A 297-nucleotide genomic window follows, 5' to 3' on the forward strand; every position below is an offset into this window, starting at 1 on the left:
GTACCAGTGGCGCCTGCCGGGCGGCCCACGTCGCCCAGGCGCTGCCCCACGACCTCGGGGCGGGTGAAGCCGCTGCTCGTCACGAACAGGTCGTTGACGCCGGTGATCACGCCGGCCGCGTCGGCCTCGCACACGATCGCGGCCTGGTCCATCGCGCTCTTGTGCTGCATGAGGGAGTTCATCAGCGAGTCGATGCGCTGGCCGAACTGGTCGCGCAGGCTCGCCGCGCTGCGGTTGACGGCGCGGATCGCTTCCTGGATCTCGGTCGGCGCGTCGGCCAGCAGCGCCGCCTCGGCC

1 pseudogene is annotated in these 297 nt (G+C 72.4%); it reads right to left on the reverse strand.

The annotated features are described in order from the left end of the window. Positions 1-297: pseudogene (locus ACEN88_RS35160) on the reverse strand (hypothetical protein); the annotation flags it as partial.

Source organism: Massilia sp. CT11-108 (genome assembly GCF_047302915.1).
Classification (GTDB): Bacteria; Pseudomonadota; Gammaproteobacteria; order Burkholderiales; family Burkholderiaceae_D; genus Telluria; species Telluria orientalis.